Here is a 20,569-nt window from a genome sequence, read left to right on the forward strand (position 1 = left end):
AGCAGGAGAATTGTGACTTCTGATTTGGCATAATGTGGCGCTAATTTTTCAGCGTTCTTCTTCAAGGAATGAAATGAAGCAGTATCTTTCCCTCTTCGGCCTGTTATGGCTCTTATCCGCGTGTACCCCCAATTCCCATGTTGAATTTGACCCTAAACAAGGCGATCGAGTCGATTACTGGGTGCAGACAAAAGCCAACATAGATATTGGCGGACGGGTATTTACTCAGTACAGCAACTCTTTGATGCACTATGAGGTGATTGAGACCTCGCCGACACTAAAGCTGGAGCTGGTGCCCAGGTTTATGACTATGTCCGGTGGCGGCAATAGTTTCAGTAGTTTTACCGCTGCAAACGATGAGCCCGAGTTGCAACAGATGTTTTCCAGCGGCTTTGAAATCACCCTGGATAAAGACTCCGGCAAATTACTGGCATTTAAGGGCAAGGATGAAGAGAGCTGGCAAAAGATGTTGGCACGCTCGGGCCCTGAGTTAATCGAGCATTTGACTCAGGGGATGGAGACTCCCGGTGTGTTGCAAAAGATCCCCGCCAAAGAGGGCAGTAAGCTGATACTCGAGGGGTTCAATGGTCAGCAAACGGAACTATTGGTCACTAAGGTGACCCCGGAGATAGTGGACGCAGAGTTGACCGCCGAAAGCGGCGATAGTCGCCTGTATGGTCATATGCGCCTGGCGCGTGAGAGTGGTTGGTTGCAGAAAATGGTATTGGTGCTGGAGAGCAAGATTGACGCCATGGGCCAACAAGGCAACAACCATATACAGATAGTGATGTCGCGCAAGGATCTGCTCGATCAGGTGGGCGATCTGAGGCAACAAATCGCCTTCGATGATATGGACAACTGGAACCCCATCATGGCATCGCCCCCCAAGCCAGCCGATGGGCTTGAGCTCAGTGCCGAAAGCTTATTCCAATATGGCAAGGGCACATTTCGTGGCGAGTCAGAACATCTGCAACTGGAACTCTTGCTGACCGAAGTCGATAGAGAAGTTTTGGGGGAAATCCGCTACCGAGATCTGCAGGCGCTGGATGCCGAAGATAAACCCATTGCAATGGAGTGGAGCATACTCAGCCAGTTGGGTCCCTATCGGGAGAGTGGTGCGCTAATCACCAGCACCGCGATTGTGCCCCTGGGATGGGATCAGCGAAACCAGTTTGAAAAAATATCCTCCTTCAGTGCCGTGGCAGACTATACGCCACTCGAGTTGGTATCGGTTTCCAGCCAATGGCGGTCTGGGCAGGAGCAGCAGTTGGCGCTGGCCGGTGGCACACTCACTATTACCCCGGTAGCGCAGCAAGAGGGCGAGTATCTGCTGCATTTCAGTGGCGCCGATGGTTATCTGGTGCCGTTTTTCGATGGGCTTGAAGGCGAGTTCCGCTATCAGACACCGCAAGGTGGCCCCGAGTGGCTCAACAGCATGGATCGCAGTTTGCTGTTTAGCGGCCAACAACTTTTTCGGGTGAAATTGACCAAGCCGGCAGCTGAGGTAACCTTCCATGCCATCTTGGATCAGCAACAAGCCGGTTTCAGCCGTGAGGTGCGCTGGGTAAGCCGAGAGGCCTTTGCCGCCGATTACACTCTGCCTCCCATGGGCAAGCATTACCTTTATTACAATGATACCGACGAAGAGGCGGTCGATTTTGATCCGGCCAGCTTTGCGACTCAGGCCGATACGCCACAGGGTGCCAAGCTGATTCTGCCGCAGGACTGGGCCGGTATCTGCCAGCTGCAAATTGAAGGCGATTTTAAACAAGGGCCATCGGCTTTGGTCTGGAAAGCAAAGCCTAACGAGCGCATGACGACTCAAGTCGAGTACCAACTGAGTACCGAGGATGGTATACGCCGTTATTTCTATGGTCTGGAAATACCCAGTCACCTGCATTGTGATGGTCGCCCGGTATGGAACTCTGTCGACTATACCCCGGGTGAACGTGCCTGGTTGGTGCCCCTTGAAGTGTTTGGCGAGCTGGATCGGCAGCAATCTGTGCAGCAATTCCTGCAGAATTACCATCTCTACAGCGCCGATGATGTGCAACTGCCGTTGCTGGACAAGCAGGCGCGCTACCTGAGTTCAGAGGATATCCCGCTGAGCGAAGCCATCATGGAAGACAAATACCTAAGGGTTGCCGATAGCGTGGAACGTATCGGTAAACTCGACTACCAGGGCGAACCCCTGGATATCCGCTGGGTCAACAGTTTCCCGCCACTGCCTTAAGGACAAGAAAATGCGTGTATTGATATTACTTTGTGGCCTGATGAGCTGGATGGCCAGCGCCGAGACAGTGTGGCTGAATGAGGATTGGCAAGTGGTCGACAGTGAGCGCCAGGCCAGTTTTTATGTCAAAGATCCGCAAACTCAAGATCAACAGGGTTGGCAGACCACCATCTATTATGTCGGCTCGGATACCCCCAGATTCAAGGGCAGCTTTGCCAAGCCGGGTATCTTTCAAAATGCCTTGGGTAACTACCAGTTCTTTCACAATAACGGCAAGCTGTCTTCCGATGGCCGTTATAACGATAACAGCGAGATGGAAGGCCCGATCCGTTTCTATGATGAAGACGGCATCTTGACCATGGAGGCCGGTTTTGTTGATGGTGAACAAAGAGGCACTCAAAAAAACTTCTACAGTAACGGTCAGTTAGAGGAGGTTTATCAGCAGTTGGGCGACAAACGCGTCGGTAAAGACAGCCACTATTACCAGGATGGCAGTCTGCAGGCGCAGCACTCGCTGGTCAATGGTCTGCCGGAAGGGGAGCAACTGGAATACTACCCGGGTGGGCAACTGCGTGAGCGCAGTCTGTATCTGGCGGGTAAACTGACAGGGGAGCGCAAACGTTATCACCGCAATGGTGAGCTGTCCTCCATTGACACCTTTGGCCCTAAAGGTCAGCAGGGAAAAGCCTATGAATACTGGGATACAGGTGTCCAAGAGGCCGAGTATGTCTATGTGGATGGTCAGCGACAGGGACCGGCCAAACGCTGGCATAAAAATGGCCAGCTTAGTCGGGAAACCAGTTTCCGGCAGAATCGAGAGCATGGGGAAAGCCGCCAGTATGATGCCAAGGGACAGCTGACTCGAATTGAACATTATCAGCAGGGCAAAAAGGTGGGCGAGCAGCAAACCTTTTATACCAGTAGCTCGCAGCTGCAGCAGTTGCAGCGCTTTGACGAAAAAAGCCGTTTGGTCTTTGAACAAAAGTTTGCCGATGACGGCAGCAAGACCATGGAGTTCAACGCCCGTTTTGTCAAAGACAAACAGATCCTCGACAGACAATACTTCCAAGACGGCAAACTCAGCTCAAGAATGCAGCAGGATATGACCCGGGTGTGGACTTTATACCAGAAGTTTGATGCCAACGGCGTTGTCATCGAACGAGAGGAGAAACTCAAGGGCAAGCGCGAGGGGCTGGCCGTGCAAATGTATCAGGGGCTCTGGGATGATGAGCCCTACATAGAGACCAGTCACTACCAAGAAGGCCAGCTTCACGGTGCTTATGAGAAGAAACTGGTCAGCGGCAAGCTGCTGGAGCAGGGCGAATATGCCCATTACAAAAAGGTGGGGTTTTGGACTTATCAAGATGCCCGTAACCGCCGCACAGAACAGCGTGATAGCCAGGGGCGGTTGCACGGTGAAGTGAAAGAAATCCAGGTACACGATGGCCAATTGTTACAGCTGGCGCATTACCGGCACGGGCAGCTTGAGGGGGAATACCAAACCTACAGCGAAAAAGGCGAGCTGCAAGCCAAGGGAAATTATAGCCAGGACAAACGGCATGGCCAGTGGCAGTACCAGGATCCCTATGAAACCCAATTGTCCCTCTGGCAAGGGGAGTATCATTACGGCAAAAAAGTCGGCACTTGGCTGGCGCACTCTGCAGCGGGTTACGAACTGGGGCGGGAGCAATATGACGCCAAAGGACAGGCGCAGGGCAGTTTTTACTATTTCACCGAAGATGGGTTACTGAACAAGGTCGCCCGTTATCAGGACGGTAAAGAGCATGGCGAAACCGTGTCTTACATCCAGGGTAAAGCTTACTATATCCAGACGTTCGAACACGGTGAGTATCTGGGCAGTCGTGATGTTTACGACGATGAGCTTAAGGCCGAGAGCGACTGCGATAGCTCTGCCTCATCGCTGTTATTTGGCTGTTGAGGCTTTATTTATGGTTTAGCCGTGTGGGCTTAATGATTGCCGCAATAAGCTGTTTGCGCTGCAGCTTGAGCCCTTCGGCAACCTGTTACGCCGAGGGACTATAGTGGCTCTGGCGCTTAAAGCAGGCCGGTTTGTCTGTCAGGAAAGTGGTCAACTCGGCTTCGCTCGGCGCCTGTGCGAATTAATGGGCAGAGTTGTTGAAATCGGGTGTAAAATAAGGTTTTCAACCCTTACCGCAAGCGTTACAAGGAAAGTATAAGTGGCTGAATTTACTTTTTTATTCCTATGTTTAGTGGTGCTCTCTCTTTGGGTAAGAGCATGTCTGAAACTGCATAAACTGACTCAGACCAATCAGGATAAAAACAGGACATTTTGGGGACAAATAGGCCAACAACTAGGCGACTATGATCTGTATATGGGGATCTTGTTTGGAAGAGCTGAACGTTATTCCCTGTATCATTCAGAGTTGGCAGCGCTAATCACTGAAATCAGAGCGGCTTTCAAACTGGCTATATGGGCAATACTCTTGTTTATTTTGTACTTGATATTCAACTTTGGGTTATAGCAAGGCAAATTACCGCGAAAGAAATTTGCGGGTCGAAAAAAGTCATACCAGGGGGCATCAATAGGCAGTTGTTAATGCATAAGCGTGTTTTTTATACATCTCTTACCCAAACTGTTTTTACATGCTTTTTAAGCAAAGCTACCACGCTGTTATGGATAAACAGGTAACCGAAATCCTCTTCAAGCTTAAATATTAGTCGCTCTTCAAGTGGGACACCTTCCAGGCGTGAAAAATCCAGCTTTGCGGTTTCCAAATCCAACCAGTTTAACTTGCCATATTGCTTCTCTTCATTAGTTAGCCGATAAGTCTGGTGTATGTACGGCATACGGAAGTTTTCAAATACTTTTATTTGATCTTTTGATGGTTGGCTTGGTGAGCAATCTACCCTTGCGTCTAGCCACTCGACACCATGTTGGACCCGTTCCGCGATTCTCTCTGCTATATCGTTGACAATAAAAAGCTTGGGGGAGAATGTTATTTCCAGAAGCAGGTCTGGTTCAAGAGTGACTGTGGATTTCGGGGTTGGCTGGAATGCAAATTCAGCCAGAGATTGTCTGGACAGCAGCGCGTAATCATTCATGGTTATATTCATAGCGGCATTATTAGTGGGACTCATAGCCAGGCGCATCCTTTTTAAAGGTTTATATTCTAGGTGCTTCTTCGGATGTATCAAATGAGAAAGCCACAATGCTGGTGTTTATCTTTCCTTCCTCGTCCAGGCGTATGAGGGCTTCAAGTAGTTCAATAGAGAAGAATGTTTTCGTCATTCCTATCGGTTTGAATACATGTCTTTTACTTTCGGGGAGTTTATTGATTTTTTCAGCCGATAAGAAAAACCGGCTGGTAGCTTTGGTTATTTTGATGCTGTTTTCGGTATCAACGGCATCCACCAAGTTGTCTACTGCCAGTATATAACGATCGGTTAAAACCCCTGAGCCGGCGCAGGTTAACTTGGAGGGATAGACTTCGACCCCGTAAGGGTCAAAGCTCATGATTAATTCGGCTACCTCCTTGGTAACATTAAAAGCGCCCCCTCTGATTAAATCCAGCGCTTCAATATCGAGGATGTCAGTGTCCTGCCATACAATCTCATTCAGACAACTAGTTGGGATAAAATCATTGTCATCATAAAGTGACGAGCGAATATCGACCGCACTAAATAGTGATTCCCCTTCATTCATGTCTTCGTTTATATAGGCTACTTGCATTCTCAATTCTCTATATTTTTCTCTGGGGTAAAAAAGCCACCTCGTGAGGTGGCTTGGGGGAGTATAAACCGGCGTTAGCCCATACGTTTAAGCTTTTCCTTCAACTCCGGGATGGCGCGGGTAAAACCGTCGATATGGTCGGTCAGGCGTGACAGCAGTTTGCGCTTACGCTCTTGGTTACGCCGACCATAAAGTAGGGTCCAAACCAGGAGTACTGCACTGACCATGATAAACACCACCAGGGTCAGGTTGTGTCTGAAAAATGAGGTGCTGTAGATGGGATCCAGCAGCGGGAAGTAGAGCATATCGAACAGCGGATACCAGATATGATCCGGGCCCCAGAAGTTGAAGACCAAGGCGGCAATCGCCAACAAGATCCAAGTGCCTGCGCCGTTGAGCTTGCCGTATTGCTGGAAAGATGTGTTGTTATAGCGTTTGTTCTTGGTCAGGTTGTAGGCGTACTCACGGTTATAGTCATCAACGCCCATTTTGGCTCTTGAGCTGGCGTAAAGCATCCAGTCGCCCACATCCAGATCCCCCAGCAGATCTTCGCCGAAGCGCATCTCCCGCACTTCGCCATCGGCCAGTTGTAGCAAGACTTCGCCATCAACGTTGGAGCTGCGGCTGCGATGGCTGCTGGTTTCAGTGTCTGTGGTGCTGTGGGAAAATCTGTTACCCACATAATGGTCTGTAGTGGTGGTTTTAGTGGTGGTGACCGTGAAGTCATCGACACTGGCGCTGGCACTTCTGTCGAGCACTTTGCCCATGATGCAGGAAACGCTGACTTCACCCTTTTCATCGCCGGCCAAGACATGTTTGTGCAGATAGGGTTCACGGTAACTCAAGCTGTATTGCCGCATCATGGCCTCTTCCTCATCGCGGACACTGAGGCTGTTGGCGGCCGTTGCCGGTGCTTGCTGCTGCGAGCTGCCGCACTGAACACAGTAGCCGTGCTCGCCGTCGATGCGACTCTGGCATTTGAAGCAGAAAATATCCGAGTCTTTTCTCGGCCGCTGGGCGATATGGTAGCCCAACGCTTCCTGGGTGACAGACAACAGGCGTTTCATTGCCAGTTGCAGCGCCTCGTAGCGGCGCAGTTCCCTGGTGTGCTTCTTCTGGTTGCGCTGACGCTCCAGAATGAAACACACCACAGACAGAACCACGGCCACCCCGATAGCGATTTCTGTGGGTTGCTTGGCACCAAAGTACAGCAACAAGGCGCTGGCAATCCCCAGCAGCAGCCACCAGAAGGCGCTGGATTGGCTACCCGGCTCATAGTCGGGCACTATGGTCGAGCGTTGACCGTCGGCTTCATGACTGATGGCTGCCGGAGCCATATGGTTATGGCTGACCAGGCGTTTGGCGTCTTTACCTTCGATGCGGTAATTCAGGGTGTAGTCTGTCGGATAAAACAAGGTCAGCACATCGCCGCGGCGAATCTGGTCGTAGAACTTGTTCTCGGCGTTGACACTGACCCGCTCTATGTTGCCGTCTTTATCTTCCAGCTCAAGCCACCAGTAGCTGTAGGTGAGATTATTGCCACTGTCTACCCGGCGCCGCTTGTAGAGGAAGCTGGAGTTGACCCGGCCGGTGAACGTCCTGGCACCGGAATAGTGGGGTTTAAGATCTTTTAGGATCTCAGGGGCGACATCCTCAATGTTCTTCAGCTTGGGCTGCTCAGGCAGGGACTCTCCGCAGTGACCGCAGAAGTTTTCCTTGGCATAAATGGGTTGATTGCAGTGGTGCATTCAGTTTCCTTGTCAATTGGGTAAAAGACGGATTGTCAGTGTTTGTTCGCCGCCATTCAGGCTGTGCCATTTGCGGTAGGTCTGATAACCGGGGGCGCTTACCTGCACATCGTAGTTGCCCGGTTTAAGCCGGATCCCCGGGTGATACTTGGGGCCGATATTCATGATCCTGATATTTGCATTGTTCACATTGGTTTTGACCTTGAGGCGTGTCTCGGTCGGTGCCAGCTCGCTGGCCTTGAGTGGCGCTGGAGTGCTCTTGTGCAGCAAGTCTATCTTGGCCAGTGAATGCGCCAGCGGCGAGAAGGCCTGATAGATACCCGTGTGTTGCTCAAAGCTCAGCCCCAAAGGATGCAGCAGCGGTTGGGCGTGCAGTGTCCAGCGCAGGGCGTAGGCAAAGCCGATATTGCCGGACTGTTCCACCTTGGTGAGGAAGTAGTTCACCGGGCTGGTATCATCCTGGGTGTAGCGGTTTTGCACCAAAAGCACCGGCAAGGTCAGCAGCAGTAGGGGCGGCAACAGCTTGGCGGTCAATGCCAGCCAGCGGCGTTTGCCGGACTTGGCACTTTCAGTGGCATTCTCATTTGTGCCGGTACTGTCTTCGCTGGCACTTGCTTGACTCGCGCCGGGGCGGAATAGCTGCAGCGTCTTCAGCGGCAGTTTGATAAAGGTCATACAGATCAAAAACAGGCTGAGTGACATGGAGATGGGCGGAATAATCACAGATCGCAGCGCCTGCTTGCCTTGCTCGGCATAGCGGCCGCCATCGGCAAATTCACGTTCCGACTCGGCCAGCATCTGCAGGTAACTCTGGGTACGCTTCTGGATGTTGGGATCCAGCACATGGCGTTTGAAGTTGGCCTGGTTCCAGTCGGCGCGGACGTTAGGCACATAGAGATCGCCCATGCGAGCGGCTATCTTGCGTTGGATCTGCGGATGCAACTGGAAGGCGTTCCAATTTAAGTTGATGGGCAAGTCCAAACCGCGTTTACGCATCTCGCTCTGCCAGCGGGCATCGGCTTCAGCCTTAACCGTCTTGGCCACGCTTTGACTAAACAGCGGACGATTGTTGATATGCCAGCTGTCCGGCAGTTTCAGCCCCTTGGCCTTGAGGGCCCGGCGCAGTTTCACCTGAGTCACAGGATGCACCCTGAAGTCGGCCAGTGACGCTATGTTGAACGGATAGCCGGTTTCCTTTTCAAACATCGCCTGGAACTTGGGATGGGCCAAGAATAGGCGCTGGTAATGATCCGGATCGTCTGTGTACTTATAGCGTTTGTCCTTAAGACCGCCATCGCCACCTGTGGCCAGGCTCAACGCCTGCATGGCGGTGCCGACACCGGCTGTCATCACCCCGAACAGGGCGCTGGACAGCAGGTTTTCGCCTGTGCTGATATCTTCGACTATCAACCAGTAGTTGGGATCTATGTAGCCGAGCCCCGCCTTGGAGATCATTGTCTTGTAGCGGGCGTTTTCCCGTTCTATACATTGATAGCGACGTTCTTTCTGGGATGACTTCTTGTAGCGTTCCTGGCAGCGGTTGGTGTCTTCGTGGTAGGCGAAGATCTTGGGGCCGTATTCCTGGGCCCTGGCACCGGCCTTGGCCACATGGGCCTTTTGCGCCTGTTGATACTTGCCCCATCCCTGATTGACCTCCTGCTCTATGTTTTGCCAGTAACCCATCTCCCGCTCAGGGATCCCGGCCAGGGTCTGGTTGTAGCGGTTGGAGCCTTCGGCATAACTGCGATAGCTGGCCGACAGCTCATCATAGAGTTGACCAAAGTCGTGATAGTGCTGGTCAAAGTCGCGATAGGCCCGCTTTTGCACGAAGTTGTGAATGATCTTCTGCTTGTAATCATCCAGGTTGTCGGTGAGGTTGTGGTCGGCATAGGCCAGGCCGCCGAATAGGGCCAGAAAGGTCAGGTTTTCAGAGCTGTGCAGCTCTTTGGGGTCGTAGTTGAGACCTTCGACTTCGACCGCATTAACCGCCAGGGCATCACGCAGCGCCGCGCTGTAGGCCGCGTATTGACGCTGTTCCGGGGTAGAGGGTTCAATCAGCCATTGCTCTATCAGGTATTTTTGGCCGAAAAACACGCTGGGCCAGACGCACAAGGTGAGCAGCAACAGGGTCAGGCTGCCTCTTAGGCCGGTTTTGAACAGCCGTGCCGGCAAGAGATCGGCCAGCAGCAGGGTCACACCTATCCCGGAAATGGTGCGGCCGTATATCTCCAGGTGTTCGAGTTGCTCAGGCTTGGGGGTGCCCAAGCCCACCAAAGAAACCAGTTGGGCGTTGAAGATGGCCTCTGGGATCAGATAGGCAGCGCTCAGCAGCAGGAAAAATACCCGCCAGGATAGTTTTTTCATCCTTGGTTCCTCACTGCTGCTCGCTGCGGCGCAGCTCGATTTTCACTGCGTCATCTGCGGTGAGGTCCACTTGGGTCTGGTTTTCTCTGGGGCCGGCCTGGGTTTTCATGATCACAGGAACAAAGCCGCCGCCAGCCTCGGACTGGGACGCCTTGCCTTTATTGGCCACAGCGCCTGTCTTGAAGGACTTCAGTTTGCCATCCACCGCCGGATACAGGCCGTTGGGCCAGTAGGTTTCCAGCAAAGAGAGCTTGGAAAGATCCAGATCCTTGGGCAGCGTGGCCAGCTTGCGGGTCAGCTCAGTATTGCCTTGATAAGGCAGCATGGGCGGCAGGGCGAAGCGGCTGCAAAAGCCATAGAGACTGTCGTCGATAATCACAGAGTCGGGTAGTTGACTGCGCTTGAGTCCCAGCAGGCTCTGTTCGTGGTAATCATGACCATTGATGGTATAACTGGCCACAGGAATGCCGCGGTTATGGGCCAATGATTTGAAGCCTTGGGCGTTTCGCCGATAGTGGCGTATGTCCAGGGCGATACCGAAGTTGGACTTGAGCGCCTTTTTCAGCTTATTGAGTCCGGCCGCAGAATCGTAGCGTTTTTCCCGGTAGCGGCGGTTGGCGTAACCCTGAATATCCTCCAGCATGGATTGATTACGCAAAAAGATGGGATCTTGACCTGCGCCGCGTTTCATATCGGCCGCCAGTTTGTTCATCGAGGCCTTGGCCGGGCTCTGGATAAAGGACAGGAAAACAGCGTCGTTTATCTGCCTCATTTTTTTGAGGTTTTCCAGCTCCAGACTGCTGTAGAAGTAGCGCCCCTGGCCTATGATACTGAAGGCCAGATAGTCGAGCATCTCCAGATCCCGGCTGCCGGCACGACTCTTGATCTCAATATTCAGCTTCTGTCCGCTATGGGCATAGCGACTGAACACCTGCGCCAGTTGGCGAAAGTTAGGCGGTACCGTATCTGTGAGGGCGCCGGTTTGCATGTCCCGCTGGCGCAGATAGCCCCACTCTTTCTCATAGCGAATCGACTCTATCTTGCGGCGCTTATTGTCTATGGTGCCGGTTTCGCGTCCGGTGCGGCCATCGTGATGAATGACCCAGACATCATCCCGGGTCAGGCGCACGTCGATTTCAATCACATCAAACTGGTTATCCAGGGCATCTATGACGGCTTCCAGCGAGTTTTCCGGAAAACGTATCGAGCCTCTGTGGGCCTGGAGCTCCAGGTTGCTGCACTGCCTGGCACCCAGATAATTGATGTTATCCAGTGCTGACAGAGTAAAGCCTCGGGCGTTGAAGGCTTGTTCCAGCGCCAGTTTTTGCGGATCCACGGGCTGAGATTCGGGGGCGGATGGGGTGCTTTTACAGCCGCCAAGCAGGCCGAAACAGCAAAATATCAGGATGAAAAAGAGGCGCACTTGTATTCCTTGGTGCTCTGTAAGTATATATAAAAACAGGGTATTAAAATTAATTATTTACTCTCGGTCAACCTGTGATGCCAATGTTTAACAAGTTTTACTTGTGCCGTCTCAAAACTGAACATTGGCTGACTTTTTATTGGTCAAATGGTGCGCTTTTTTACGGCCGCAGAACCTGGGCCGCGCGTTTTACTCGCAACTTGCTTGAGGTATGCTTGAAGCAATTTTGTGAATAACCAAGGAAACCAGGTGAACCGACTGATACTCTGCCTGCTTTGCAGTTTGGCTCTGAGCCCTGCCGCCCAGGCCAAGTCGCCCAACAAAGCGGTTAATAAAAGCGTTAGCGCCAGGCCGGCCATGCGCATAGTGGCGCTCTCTCCCCATGCGGTGGAGATGCTGTTTGCCATAGGCGCGGGGGAGCAGATAGTGGCCACCACAGACTATGCCGATTTCCCCGAGGCCGCCAAGGCCATTCCCCGCATAGGCGGTTACTACGGCATACAGATAGAAAGAGTGATAGAGCTGAACCCGGATCTGGTGGTGGTCTGGGACACGGGCAACCGCAGCGAAGATATCGAACAGTTGACCAAGCTTGGGTATCGCATTTACGGCAGTGACCCCAAGACCCTGGAAGGTATTGCCGAAGAGCTGGAACAGCTAGGGCGTCTCACCGGCCACAGACAGCAGGCCGGGGAAGTGGCTGCCGACTACCGGCAACAATTGGCAAACTTGCGCCGGGACAATGCCGCCAAGCCGGAGATCAAGGTGTTCTATCAACTCTGGTCCGAGCCTTTGATGACAGTGGCCCAGGACAGCTGGATCCAGCAGTTGTTGGAAGTCTGCCATGGCAACAACGTCTTCAAGGACAGCAGCTCACCTTATCCGCAGGTAAGCATGGAAAATGTGCTTCTCAGTCAACCCGAGGTGATCATCAAGACGGATGAAAAGGGCGATGGCAAGCGGTTGGACTGGAGCCGATGGCAGGAGATCCCTGCGGTGAAAACGGAACAAATCTACACACTTAATGCCGATCTCCTGCACCGGGCGACCCCAAGGGCGCTGGAAGGTGTTGAAGCTATCTGCAAGGTGCTCGACCAGGCCCGCGAAGGGCAGCGGCCATGATAATCATCATCCCGGCTTCGGCGCCAGTCTGGTAATCCTGCTGCAAGCGTTTTAAGCCCGCTCTCTATTTATTCTTCTGTTACTAAGTGTCCGCCAGGCGGACACTTTTGCAAAAAGCGGACAGTATCCGCTTGTCCGCGGACACAAATAAAATCTCCTCTGTTTTTCAACCAATTGATAAATATGACTATCTAAACTTGGCACAAGCTTTGTAAACCTAGTTGCAACAAGATGGTCACAAGCTCAATTGAGGAACAAACGGGATGATTAAGGATACCAGCGGACAAGACAAGCAAGTGGCACCGGGTTTAGCGCGTCGCCTCAAGTGGCCGGCTACCCTGGGCGCGGCAGTATTGTTGCTGTCGGGCCTGGTGTGGGCCAGTGTCAGTGGCAGCGGTGTCAGTGAATCCATAGATCGCAGTGAGCTGCGCTTCGCCACTCTGGAGCGCGGCACTCTGACCCGGGATATCGCCACTACAGGCAAGATAGTCGCCGCCAACGCGCCAATCCTCTACAGCCCGGAAGGTGGCACTGTGACTCTGATATCCAACCCGGGGGACAGGGTCGAGCAGGGCCAGGTGGTCGCGACCATAGAAAGCCACAGCCTGACCAACAGCCTCAAGCAGCAGCAAGCCCTGCTCGATGGGATGAAGAGTGCCCTGGAACGGGCCAAGTTGGACGCCCGACGTAATCAACTCAAGGCGAATCAGACACTGGATATGGCCAAGGTGGATCTGGAGGCCGCAGACAGGGAGAGCCGCCGCGGCGATCAACTGATCGAAACCAGTCTGATCTCCAAGATAGATTACGAGAAGAGCAAGGATGAGCTGCACAAGGCCAAGCTGCAGTATGCCCATGCCCAGCAGGAAGCCGCACTGATGAAAGACACCCTGACCTTTGAGCTGCAAAACAAGGCGGCCGAGGTCAATCGTCAGGCACTGGTGGTAGCCGAGTTGGAACGTCAGGTGGCAGCACTGAACATCACAGCCCCTGTTGGCGGCATCATAGGTAACTGGCTGACGGAACAAAAAGCCCGTATCGCCCAGAGCCAGCCGATCCTCACCGTTGTGGACTTGAGTGCCTTCGAGGCCGAGTTGGCTGTGCCGGAAACCTACGCCGATGAACTGGGGCTGGGGATGGATGTGGAACTCAACTTCGGCGGCGTGATGGTGATGGGCAAGTTGGCCTCCATCTCCCCCGAAGTACGTAACCGCGAAGTCTCTACCCGGGTCCGGTTCCAGCAGGATACCGCTTTGCACCTGAGGCAGAATCAGCGCCTGTCGGCCAGGGTCTTGTTGGAAAACCGTGCCGATGTGCTGATGGTCAAGCGCGGCGCCTTCGTGAACAGTGGCGGTGGCCGCCTGGTGTACCGTCTCCAGGGGGATATAGCCGAGCGCACCGAGATCAAACTCGGCGCCCGCAGCATGAGCCATATCGAGGTGCTGGAAGGCGGCGAGGTGGGCGACCAATGGGTGATTTCCAATATCGATCTGTTCAATGACGCCGAGCAAGTGCTGGTTCGCTGAGGAGAGAAGAATGAAAACCGAAAGCTTCAACACCGAACGTCTGGTGGCGGCCCTGGCTCTGCTGCTGTTGCTGGTGGCGACTCTGGTCTATACCCGAGATACCTCGGACTGGTTCCTGCTGGGACTCAATCTTATCGAAGCCACCACAGTCAACTCTGTGTCGGCCGAGCCGGGGCAAGTTGCCGATTTCAGCCATGCCGCGATGGCACCGGGCCAGTGGCTTGGGCAATGCCTGTCTGCCCTGACGAAACTAAAATAACCCACCGAATAACGCAAAAAATAAGGAACTAAAACCATGTTAACCATGAAAAATATCAACAAGGTGTTCAAAACGGATTTAGTGGAAACCCATGCGTTACGGGATTTCAATTTGTCGGTGCAGGAGGGGGAGTTTGTTGCCGTGACCGGACCGTCGGGCTCGGGTAAAACCACCTTTCTCAATATCGCCGGTCTGCTCGAAGGCTTTACCCATGGCGAGTATTTTCTTGATGATGTCAATATCTCCAACCTGAATGACAACAAGGCTGCGGCCATTCGTAATGAGAAAATTGGCTTTATCTTTCAGGGTTTTAACCTTATCCCTGACTTGAATCTGGCAGAGAATGTTGAAGTACCACTGCGTTATCGCGGCTTTGGCGCCAAGGAGCGCCAGAAGCGGGTGAAGCAGGCACTGGAGCAGGTGGGCCTGGGGGCGAGGATGAAGCATCTGCCCTCACAACTCTCGGGTGGTCAGCAGCAGCGGGTGGCCATCGCCCGTGCCTTGGCCGGGGAGCCGAGATTCCTGCTCGCCGACGAACCTACGGGTAACCTGGACAGCCTGATGGCCCGCCAGGTGATGGAACTGCTGGAAGAGATCAACAAGGCCGGTACGACCATCATCATGGTGACCCATGACCCGGAGCTGGCCCGCCGCGCCCAGCGCAATATTCAGATAGTGGATGGCCAGGTGTGTGACTTCAGCCGTTATCAAACCGAACAGGCGCCGCAGCTGGATGTGGCCGAACAAGTGGCCAGCTAAGGAGCGCGAGCATGTTTATTTACTATGTTGACCTGGCCTGGCGCAGCATCAAAAAGACGCCGATATTGTCGCTGTTGATGGTGTTGGCCATCTCAGTGGGGATAGGGATCACCATCACCACGCTGAACGTGTACAGCATGATGTCCTTCAACCCGGCCGGGGATCGCGCCGAGCAACTCAACACAGTGCAGCTGTGGAGCCAGGGACCCGATTCCTGGGATGAGTTTAACTCGCTGATCACCTTTCAGGATGCCATGAATCTGCGCAAGGGGGAGCTCCCCAAATCGCAGGCCGCCATGTTCCGCAGTGGTATGGCGGTGCAAACGGATGACCCTGAAGTTCTGCCCATGTTGCAGGGCGTCAGGGTGACAGACCGCGGCTTCTTCCCGCTGTTCGAAGTGCCTTTTCTCTATGGCAACGTTTGGGACAAATCAGTGGACGAGCAAGCGGCCTATCAAGTGGTTATCGGCAGAAAGCTGAACCAGAAGCTGTTTGGCGGCGAGAACAGCGTCGGCAAGACTGTCTATCTCAACCGCAAACCCTTTCAGGTGGTGGGCGTGATAGCCGACTGGAACCCTCAGCCCAAGTATTACGATCCTACCAGCGGCGCCTTTGCCAGTGCCGAGCAAGTGTATATTCCGTTTTCGCTGGCCGCCCATGAAGAGTTTCCGATTTGGGGGAATGTCTCGGGTTGGAAGTATGAGCGTCTGGACAACTATCAGGACAGACTGGTTTCAGAGAAAGTCTGGCTCGAGTACTGGGTCGATCTGCCAAGCGCAGAAGACAGAGCCGCCTATAAGAACTTCCTCGCTCAGTATGTCGAGCAGCAAAAAGAACTGGGGCGCTTTACCGATGGCAAGTCTCCCTCTGAGTCGGCGCAGCTGTCCGATGTAGACGCCTGGCTGGAGAAAAATCACGTAGTGCCCGAGGACAATAAGATTCTGGTGGGGCTGAGCATACTGTTTCTCAGTGTTTGCCTGGTCAATATTCTGGGATTGATGCTGACCAAGTTCCTTAAGCGAGCCCCCGAGGTTGGCGTGCGCCGCGCCATTGGGGCCAGCCGCGGGCAGATCTTCTCTCAATACATGGTCGAGGTGGGCGTGATTGGGCTGTTGGGTGGTTTTCTCGGCCTCGCCTGGGCCTGGGGAGCACTCTATAGCCTGTCGGCGCGCTTCGGGGTTGCCGAAGGGCTGACGCACCTGTCTTTGAGTATGTGGTTTATCACCCCCGGGATAGCGGTAGGTACCGCCATGTTGGCGGGTCTTTATCCGGCTTGGGTTGTGTGCCGCACTAAACCAAGCGTTTACCTCAAGAGCCAGTAAGGGATTGACTATGCTAAATATTAAACCGGTTTTCAGCAGCCTGATGCGCAGCAAGAGCGGCCCGATACTACTGCTGATGCAGATCATCTTATCGGTGGCCATAGTCGCCAATGCCAGCTTTATTATCCATGAACGTTTGACCATGATGCAGCGTGATTCCGGGATTGCCGAGCAGGAGATCCTGGTCTTTACCGTCTATAACTTTGACCCCAATATAGATACCAAGCTGCAGAACAAGGTCGACCAGCAGATCCTCCGCCGCCTGCCCAATGTCGTCACGGCGACGTCCACCAATATGTTGCCGCTCAGTGGCAGTGGCTGGTCCACCACGCTGAATCTGGGCCCGGATCCGGAAACGTCCAAAACGACGCCCCAGCTTGCCATGTACCTGGGGACAGAGCACACCCTGGAAACCTTGGGGGTCAAGTTGGTGGATGGGCGTAACTTCTACGCCAACGAGATCAATGATGATGTTAACGGCAGCAATAAGCTGGTGATCATCAGCAAGGCGCTGGCCGATGAGGTTTGGCCGAATGAGTCCGCCGTGGGCAAGACCCTCTGGGCCGACAGGGACGAGAATGTCACAGTGATAGGTGTGGTCGACAAACTGCAGGGTGCCTGGGTGGACAGTAAAGATCTCGAGTACAGCCTGATCCAGAACGTCGATTACAGCGGGCATTTCTACATGGTGCGGGCGCCGAGCGAGCATCACAAGGCGCTGAAAGAGCAGATCCTCGAGGCCTTGATGAAGGAAAACCCCAATCGGGTGATCGATGATTTCCAATCTATCCAGGAAGTAAAACAAAGCTCCTATCGTGACCACGAGCTCATGGTCAGCGTGCTGTCCATGATGGTGATTTTGCTGCTGCTGATCACCAGTTTGGGCCTGACAGGTATGGTGATGTTCAATATTCAGCGCCGCACCAAACAGATTGGCACCCGGCGGGCCTTGGGGGCCACCAAGGCCGATATCCTGAGTCTGTTTCTAACGGAAAACTACCTTATCTGTATCGCCGGAGGGCTGTTGGGGGCTTGTCTTGCCGTGGTGTTGGGGCAACAACTGATGCAGCACTATGACCTGCCACAGCTCGACCTCATCTATCCGCTGCTGACAGTGGTGGGCATGTTGCTGGTGACGACAGTGGCTGTGGTCTTGCCTGCCCGCAGGGCGGCGAATATCTCACCGGCAATGGCGACCCGCAGCGTCTGATCTGTCTGCCGCCCATTCGGGCCGAGGGCATGGCTCATGCAGTTTGGCTCGCGTTGGCGGCAGCTTTAGGTTAGTTTTACCCATAATTTTTACAATAGATATAACAGGATGTAACAAGCAGGCATGATGGATACTGTACTTGTTGTCGATGACAATCAGGCCGTATGTCAGGCGTTGTCGCTGATGTTGGAAATTGCCGGTTACCGGCCGCTCAGTTGTCAGAGCCCTCAAGAGGCACTGTACTTTATCGAGCAAGAAGAGGTCAGCCTGGTAATCCAGGACATGAATTTCAGCCGCGACACCACCTCGGGGGAGGAAGGGCGGGAGCTGTTTCACGCCTTGCGCAGTCGTCAGCCGCAACTGCCAATCATCTTGCTCACCGCTTGGACCGAGCTGGAAATGGCAGTGGAATTGATGAAGGCCGGGGCCGCCGATTATCTGGCCAAGCCCTGGGATGACAACAAGTTGCTCAACAGTGTCGCCAACCTGATTTCCCTCTACAAGCTGCAACAGGATAACCAGCAGTTGCAACAGCGTGAGCAGCAACGGCAGGCGGCATTCGACGGCGCCGATCTCTGTGGTTTGGTATTTGCCAGCGCTGCTATGGAGCGCTGTATTGATCTGGCGTTGCAACTGGCACGCTCGGATGTCTCTGTGTTGATCACAGGTCCCAACGGCGCAGGCAAGGATAAACTGGCGGACATACTGCACGCCAATTCGCCACTGAAACACAAGCCGCTTATCAAGGTCAATGTCGGCGCCTTGCCAATGGAGCTGATGGAGGCCGAGCTGTTTGGCGCCGAGGCCGGTGCATTTACCGGCGCCACCAAGGCCCGTATCGGCCGTTTCGAAGCGGCCGATGGCGGCACCCTGTTTCTGGATGAGATAGGCAACCTGCCGCTGTCCGGGCAGATAAAACTGCTGCGGGTATTGCAGACCGGCGAGTTTGAGCGCCTGGGCAGCCATCAGACCCGTAAGGTCAAGGTCAGGCTGCTGAGTGCCACCAACGCCGATCTGCGTCAGGACATTATCGAAGGCCGTTTTCGCGAGGATCTTTTCTATCGCCTCAATGTGGTGGAACTGGCATTGCCGCCATTGGCGCAGCGCAAAGACGACATCTTGCCGCTGGTGGAGCACTTTTGTGCCGGCGCGGCCGCGGCCTTGAACAAGAGCGCGGCGTTGAGCAAGAGCCTTACGTTGGACAAGAGTGCCAAAGAGGCGCTGCTGGCCCACGACTGGCCCGGTAATGTACGCGAGTTGGAAAACGCCTGTAAACGCGCGGTTTTGCTGAGTCGCGGCGAGTCTTTGAGCTACAGTGATTTCGGTTTGGCTGCGGCAACCGCCTCGAAAGCTATTTTGGATTCAAGTGTCGGCCAAGCTGCAGAGAACCAAGGCCAACAAGCCGGGGCAGAGGAGCCGGGCAAGGCGGAAATAGAAGCAGCGCTGGCCGAGCACGGCGGCGTTATCGCCAGGGTTGCCAAGTCATTTGGCATCAGCCGTCAAGCGCTCTATCGGCGGATGGAGAAGTTTGGTATCGACGGCAAGAGGCAGGCATGACAGGAGGACTCAGTCTAAGACACAGGCTGCTGCTGGGCATGCTGCTGAGCACCTTGCTGGGTTTGCTGCTCGGGTGGGGTTGTCTGTTGTGGTTGGGGCCTGAATGGTTATGGCTGGCGGTAGTGGCAGGCTTGCTGGCAGCGCTGGGCATAGGGCTCAGGTTGACCCGAACCCTGGGTGACAGCCTGGCGGGGCTGGAAATCGGCATGCTTAACCTGATTGATCGAGATTTTAGTGTCTCGTTGCCGGACAGCGGCATCAGCGAGCTGGATAGACTGGCACAACTGTTCAACGAGGCGTCGGCCCGACTCAGGCAGGAGCGGCAGCATATTTACCAGCGGGAACTGCTGCTGGATAAGGTCATTCAAAACTCGCCCAATATCATGCTGCTGTGCGATAGCGTGGGTCATATCATTTATGCCAACGACGCCGCCAAACATCTGTTCAATGCCAAGAAAGGCCTTGAGGGAAGCAGCCTCTCTGAGCTCAAAGCCAAGGTGAGCGAAGAGATGCGCCAAATGTTGGAGAGTGAGCGCGATGGCCTGTTCAATCTCGGCTTGCCGGAAGGCGAAAACCAGAGCTGGCACTTGAGTCGCGGCCAGTTCAACCTCAATGGTCAGCAGCATCAATTGCTGCTGCTCAAGCAGATGACCCGTGAGCTCAACCGCCAGGAGGTGGCGGTGTGGAAGAAGGTGATTCGGGTAATCAGTCATGAGCTCAATAACTCGCTGGCGCCAATTGCCTCCATGGTCAACTCGGGTCGGCGCTTGACCACAGAGAACCGCGATCCCAAGCTGAGCCTGATCTTCGATACCATAGAAAATCGCACCAATCATCTGGGGCAATTTATCGAAGGTTATGCCCGTTTTGCCAAGCTGCCCAGCCCCAAAAAACAAGTTATTCCATGGGCCCGCTTGCTGCCTGAGTTGGCTGAGCATTACGCCTTTGTCTGCCACGAGCCCCCTACGCTGACTTTGCTGGCCGATGAGGTGCAGCTGGAGCAGGTGTTGCTGAATCTGCTCAAAAACGCCCATGAGTCCGGCTCAGCGCCTGAGGAGATTGAGCTGCAGATAGCCAGCCGCTCCGGTTGGCGTAGCGATGCTGCCGACCCGGTTGCCGGCGTTAGTATCTGCGTGATGGATCGCGGCAGTGGCATGTCAGCGGAGGTGTTGTCGCAGGCGCTGTTACCCTTCTACTCCACCAAGCCCCAGGGCAGTGGCCTGGGACTGGCGCTGTGCCGGGAGATAGCCGAGGCTCACGACGGTCGCCTCAGCCTGCAAAACCGTCAGGATGGTGGCTTGCTGGTTCAGCTGTGGTTACCGCAACAGTGAGTC

The 20,569-nt window shown here is 54.1% G+C and carries 16 protein-coding genes; 11 read left to right on the plus strand and 5 right to left on the minus strand.

Features of this window, described 5'->3' with window-relative positions:
• Positions 1 to 73 precede the first annotated feature (73 nt).
• The 3 genes from RC73_RS07765 to RC73_RS07775 all read left to right on the plus strand — a co-directional run bounded on the left by RC73_RS07765 (position 74) and on the right by RC73_RS07775 (position 4,737).
• Positions 74 to 2,233, plus strand: coding sequence for a hypothetical protein (locus RC73_RS07765; RefSeq protein ID WP_039034115.1), 2,160 nt, complete (start codon positions 74 to 76; stop codon positions 2,231 to 2,233).
• A gap of 10 nt (positions 2,234 to 2,243) precedes the next feature.
• Complete coding sequence (locus tag RC73_RS07770) at positions 2,244 to 4,172, plus strand: toxin-antitoxin system YwqK family antitoxin (protein WP_039034116.1); 1,929 nt, start codon at positions 2,244 to 2,246, stop codon at positions 4,170 to 4,172.
• Positions 4,173 to 4,431: 259 nt separating this feature from the next.
• Positions 4,432 to 4,737, plus strand: a complete 306-nt coding sequence (locus RC73_RS07775; RefSeq protein WP_039034117.1) for a hypothetical protein — start codon at positions 4,432 to 4,434, stop codon at positions 4,735 to 4,737.
• A 91-nt stretch (positions 4,738 to 4,828) separates the two neighbouring features.
• Here the strand turns inward: RC73_RS07775 and RC73_RS07780 are convergent, their stop codons facing one another.
• The 5 genes from RC73_RS07780 to RC73_RS07800 form a co-directional block, all read right to left on the minus strand.
• On the minus strand, positions 4,829 to 5,353 hold the full coding sequence (locus RC73_RS07780) for a hypothetical protein (protein WP_200887989.1): 525 nt from the start codon (positions 5,351 to 5,353) through the stop codon (positions 4,829 to 4,831).
• 25 nt (positions 5,354 to 5,378) lie between these two features.
• Entirely contained in the window at positions 5,379 to 5,945 is a 567-nt protein-coding gene (locus tag RC73_RS07785) for a hypothetical protein (RefSeq protein ID WP_152608424.1), read from the minus strand.
• A gap of 74 nt (positions 5,946 to 6,019) precedes the next feature.
• A complete protein-coding gene (locus tag RC73_RS07790) occupies positions 6,020 to 7,693 on the minus strand; it encodes a hypothetical protein (RefSeq protein WP_039034118.1) in 1,674 nt (557 codons plus the stop codon).
• A 12-nt stretch (positions 7,694 to 7,705) separates the two neighbouring features.
• Positions 7,706 to 10,057: a PEGA domain-containing protein gene (locus RC73_RS07795; protein WP_039034119.1), complete on the minus strand. Its 2,352-nt coding sequence runs from the start codon at positions 10,055 to 10,057 to the stop codon at positions 7,706 to 7,708.
• Between the two features lie 10 nt (positions 10,058 to 10,067).
• Positions 10,068 to 11,480, minus strand: coding sequence for a glycerophosphodiester phosphodiesterase (locus tag RC73_RS07800; protein ID WP_052248060.1), 1,413 nt, complete (start codon positions 11,478 to 11,480; stop codon positions 10,068 to 10,070).
• 357 nt (positions 11,481 to 11,837) lie between these two features.
• Between RC73_RS07800 and RC73_RS07805 the strand changes: the two genes are divergently transcribed.
• The 8 genes from RC73_RS07805 to RC73_RS07840 all read left to right on the plus strand — a co-directional run bounded on the left by RC73_RS07805 (position 11,838) and on the right by RC73_RS07840 (position 20,566).
• Positions 11,838 to 12,602 (plus strand): cobalamin-binding protein, encoded by a 765-nt coding sequence (locus RC73_RS07805; RefSeq protein WP_082014276.1) that lies wholly within the window; start codon positions 11,838 to 11,840, stop codon positions 12,600 to 12,602.
• Between the two features lie 263 nt (positions 12,603 to 12,865).
• A complete protein-coding gene (locus tag RC73_RS07810) occupies positions 12,866 to 14,128 on the plus strand; it encodes an efflux RND transporter periplasmic adaptor subunit (RefSeq protein ID WP_039034121.1) in 1,263 nt (420 codons plus the stop codon).
• Between the two features lie 10 nt (positions 14,129 to 14,138).
• On the plus strand, positions 14,139 to 14,387 hold the full coding sequence (locus RC73_RS07815; RefSeq protein ID WP_039034122.1) for a hypothetical protein: 249 nt from the start codon (positions 14,139 to 14,141) through the stop codon (positions 14,385 to 14,387).
• 36 nt (positions 14,388 to 14,423) lie between these two features.
• Positions 14,424 to 15,146 carry an ABC transporter ATP-binding protein gene (locus RC73_RS07820; protein ID WP_039034123.1) on the plus strand — a complete coding sequence of 241 codons (723 nt, stop codon included), beginning with the start codon at positions 14,424 to 14,426 and terminating at the stop codon, positions 15,144 to 15,146.
• 11 nt (positions 15,147 to 15,157) lie between these two features.
• Entirely contained in the window at positions 15,158 to 16,468 is a 1,311-nt protein-coding gene (locus RC73_RS07825; RefSeq protein ID WP_039034124.1) for an ABC transporter permease, read from the plus strand.
• Positions 16,469 to 16,478: 10 nt separating this feature from the next.
• Positions 16,479 to 17,678 carry an ABC transporter permease gene (locus tag RC73_RS07830; protein ID WP_039034125.1) on the plus strand — a complete coding sequence of 400 codons (1,200 nt, stop codon included), beginning with the start codon at positions 16,479 to 16,481 and terminating at the stop codon, positions 17,676 to 17,678.
• A 126-nt stretch (positions 17,679 to 17,804) separates the two neighbouring features.
• Positions 17,805 to 19,235 carry a sigma-54-dependent transcriptional regulator gene (locus RC73_RS07835; RefSeq protein ID WP_039034126.1) on the plus strand — a complete coding sequence of 477 codons (1,431 nt, stop codon included), beginning with the start codon at positions 17,805 to 17,807 and terminating at the stop codon, positions 19,233 to 19,235.
• A complete protein-coding gene (locus RC73_RS07840; RefSeq protein ID WP_039034127.1) occupies positions 19,232 to 20,566 on the plus strand; it encodes a sensor histidine kinase in 1,335 nt (444 codons plus the stop codon). The genes RC73_RS07835 and RC73_RS07840 overlap by 4 nt, the downstream gene beginning before the upstream one ends.
• Positions 20,567 to 20,569: the final 3 nt, after the last annotated feature.

The sequence above is a fragment of the Shewanella sp. ECSMB14102 genome, from assembly GCF_000813075.1.
Classification (GTDB): domain Bacteria; phylum Pseudomonadota; class Gammaproteobacteria; order Enterobacterales; family Shewanellaceae; genus Shewanella; species Shewanella indica.